The following is a 3,374-nucleotide window of genomic DNA, read 5'->3' on the forward strand; positions in this document are numbered from 1 at the left end:
GGATTGACCTGATGCTGGCTGTCGCCAAGCACCACCGTCATTCCACCCAACAGGGGCAGGATGGTCTCCAAGACGAAAATATCAAATGAAATGGTCGTCAGTGACAAAATGGTTTGGCTCGCTTCAAAGTCAATGACTTCGCGCATTCCGGTAATAAAGTTGAGGACCGAGCGATGCTGGAGCATAACTCCTTTCGGATTTCCAGTCGAACCAGACGTATAGATGACATAAGCCAAATGCTCTGGCCGGGCAATCATCTCCAGGTTGCCGCTCATTCCCTGATACAAGGCTGCATCCTCAAGAAATATGGCATTGGCGTTGCAATGATGCTCTTCCAACAAATCACGACGGGTCAGAAGCACTGTGGCCTCGCTATCTTCCAGCATGTATGCAATACGAGAGGACGGAAATTCGGGATCAATCGGCACATAAGCACCGCCTGCTTTGAGAACGGCCAGGAGACCTACGATCATTTCCACGGAACGCTGTACCATCAGTCCGACCAGTTTGTCAGGTCCTACTCCTTGTGCTTGAAGCATTCGGGCCAATGAATTTGCCCGTTCATTCAGTTCCCGATAAGTCAGACTCTGATGTCCAAACACCAATGCCACCTGATCTGGCGTATATTCTACCTGCTCCTCGAACAGCTGATGGATCGTCTGTTTGCATGGGAATGCACAAGCGGTGTCATTAAATGCCGCTGTAATCTGTTGTTTTTCCGCTGCTGTGAGTAGTTCCAGCTCTTCAACACGAACATGCGGATTGAGCGAAATTTGCTCCAGCAGGCGTGCAAAATGCCCATACAGACGCTCAATACCTGCTTGATCAAAGCTGAGCGTGTTATACATAAAACGAATCTTGATGTCTTCACCTGGCATAACGACGACGTTCAGATCATAGTTGGTTTCCTCTGTAGACACCACGTTCGAAATCGTAAATTTTTCCTGTCCATCACTGCCCAACTGCTCTACCTGCTGCTCCACCGGATAATTTTCAAATATCATAATATGGTTAATTAAATCCTGCTTCTGCTCGGTCAGTGCTTGAATTTCATACAGCGGGAACGCATCGTAGGCATTGGAAGCCAGCGCCTGCCGCTGTGTTCGTTTCATCAGCTCGACAAAGGTTTCACCTTGTTCAGACTGCACGCGCACTGGAATCGTGTTAATGAATAGCCCAATCATGTGCTCCACACCTGGAATATCCCCTGGGCGACCGGACACAACGCTGCCAAACACAACATCCGAACTATTATTATATTTTTGCAACAAGACGCCCCATACCGTCTGAATCAGCGTATTGATCGTCACCTGATTTTGCTTCGCCACTTGTTCGATCTGGGCAACCAGCTCTGGCTGGAATTCGCAATCCAGATCTTCAGCAACATATTCCCCGGTGTGCAACGATTTAGGCTGTATTTTTTGCTGCGGGAGCGTAATTTGCTGCTCATAATCTTCCAGATACCCACGCCAGTATTGCAAAGCTGCCTCACGGTCCTGACGTTCCAGCCATTCAATAAATCGACTGAACGGCGTAACAGGCTCCAGCGCTGGCTCATGACCCGCACGCAGTGCCAGATAGCTGCCGAATACCTCCTGTGTCATAAAGGACAAGCACCAGCCATCCATCAAAATATGATGGAAGCTCCAGATAAAGTGATATGTTTCATCCCCGGTTTGCAGGATCGAAATACGAATGAGTGCATCCTCTGCGAGATTGAATCCTTTCGCTTTATCGGCAAGGGTAAAAGCCTCAACACGCGCTGCTCGTTCTTCTTTTTCCAGTCCGCGCAGGTCTTCATAGTACAACTCTCCGCTGCGATTGCGGAAAACGACCTGTACAGGCTCATCCTTCCAGGAGTTGATAAAGTTCGTCCGCAATGCCTCATGACGCTGTACGAGCAGATCAAAGCTCTTACCGAAAGTAACCACATCAAACCGTCCATTCCATTCAAAGGTGGCCTGCTCAAAATAAGCTGCCGAACTCTCATCCATTAGACTGAAGAAGAGCATACCCTTTTGCATCGGCGTCAAAGCATACACATTTTCTAGTTCACCCATATCTTGTGTATCTTTCACCAATTGCTCCAGCTCGTCCAGCGTTACATGTTTTAACAAGACATCACTTGGGGTCAACACCGTTCTTTCCTGCGCAACGCAATGGCTAATCACCTCACGCAAACCGGATACCAGTAGTTCTCCCAGCCGTGCAATCGTGTCATGACGGAACTGCGTTGTGCCGTAGCGAATCGTGAACATCAGCTCCCCATCCTCGATTAATCCATTGATATCTAGTGCAAAATCCATAGCCGCGTTCGTGCTAACTGGTACACCGATGGAATAGGAGGAAGGCTCCAGATCGTTGCCTTTATAATCCTGATCGAATTGGCCTAAATAGTTAAAACTGATCTCAGGCTGCGCCTGTAACTGCACGCCTGCTTTCTCCAGCACATTCATATCTGACAGGTATCGCAAAATACCATAACCGATGCCTTTTTGCGGAATATGACGCAGCCCTTCCTTAATCCGTTTGATCAGACGAGCCGTATTTCCCCCTTGTCCCAGACTTCCATCCAGTACAACCGGGAATTGGCTCGTAAACCAGCCGACCGTGCGCGTAATATCCACGTCGGGTACAATAGCTTCCCGTCCGTGGCCTTCCAGGTTAACCAGCACCCGTTCGGAACCGGACCATTCATACACGGCTTTGCCGAGTGCGGCCAGCAGCAGGTCATTCATTTCCGTGTTGTATGCGCGATGAGCTTGTTTGAGCAGTTGCTCGGTTTCCTGCTTCGTCCAGCGGACAGTCACAACCTCACTGTCTCCGAGCCGTGCATTGTCATTTGCAAAATCCTTCGGCAAAGGCTTCGCGAGGCTGGCTTCTGCTTGTTCGATATGCTGCCAGTAGGCTAGCTCCCGCTCCATCGTCGCACGATTTGCGTAGGCTGACAGCTGTTTGGCCCATACCTGGAAAGAATCTGTTTTATGCGGCAGTCGAATAGCTGTGCCTGTTTTACCTGCAACGGCCTGCTCATAACCGGATGCCAAATCCTCCAGTAAAATACGCCACGATACGCCGTCCACAACCAAATGATGAATGACGATTAGCAAATGATCGCCCTCAGCGCAATGGAACAGACCGAGCTTCACAAGCGGCCCCTCGCTCAAATGAATGCTGGCTTGAATTTCACTCGCCTTGGCTTCTACAGCGGTGGATTCGTCTTCAACTCCACTAAAATCTACAATGTCCAGCGTGTATAGCTCGCCTTCCTCCACACTGCGGTTCCAAGCGGCATAGCCCTGCTCCGTCTCACGGAATACCGTGCGCAATGCGTCATGATGCTGGACAATACGTTCCATCGTACGGCGCAGCGC

1 protein-coding gene is annotated in these 3,374 nt (G+C 49.8%); it reads right to left on the reverse strand.

Annotated elements, in window-relative coordinates; genetic code table 11:
* A partial coding sequence (locus tag ACL9RM_RS26315) for a condensation domain-containing protein (RefSeq protein WP_414126685.1) occupies positions 1 to 3,374 on the reverse strand: 3,374 nt, incomplete at both ends.

This window comes from Paenibacillus sp. S29 (genome assembly GCF_049319765.1).
Taxonomy (GTDB): Bacteria; Bacillota; Bacilli; order Paenibacillales; family Paenibacillaceae; genus Paenibacillus; species Paenibacillus polymyxa_B.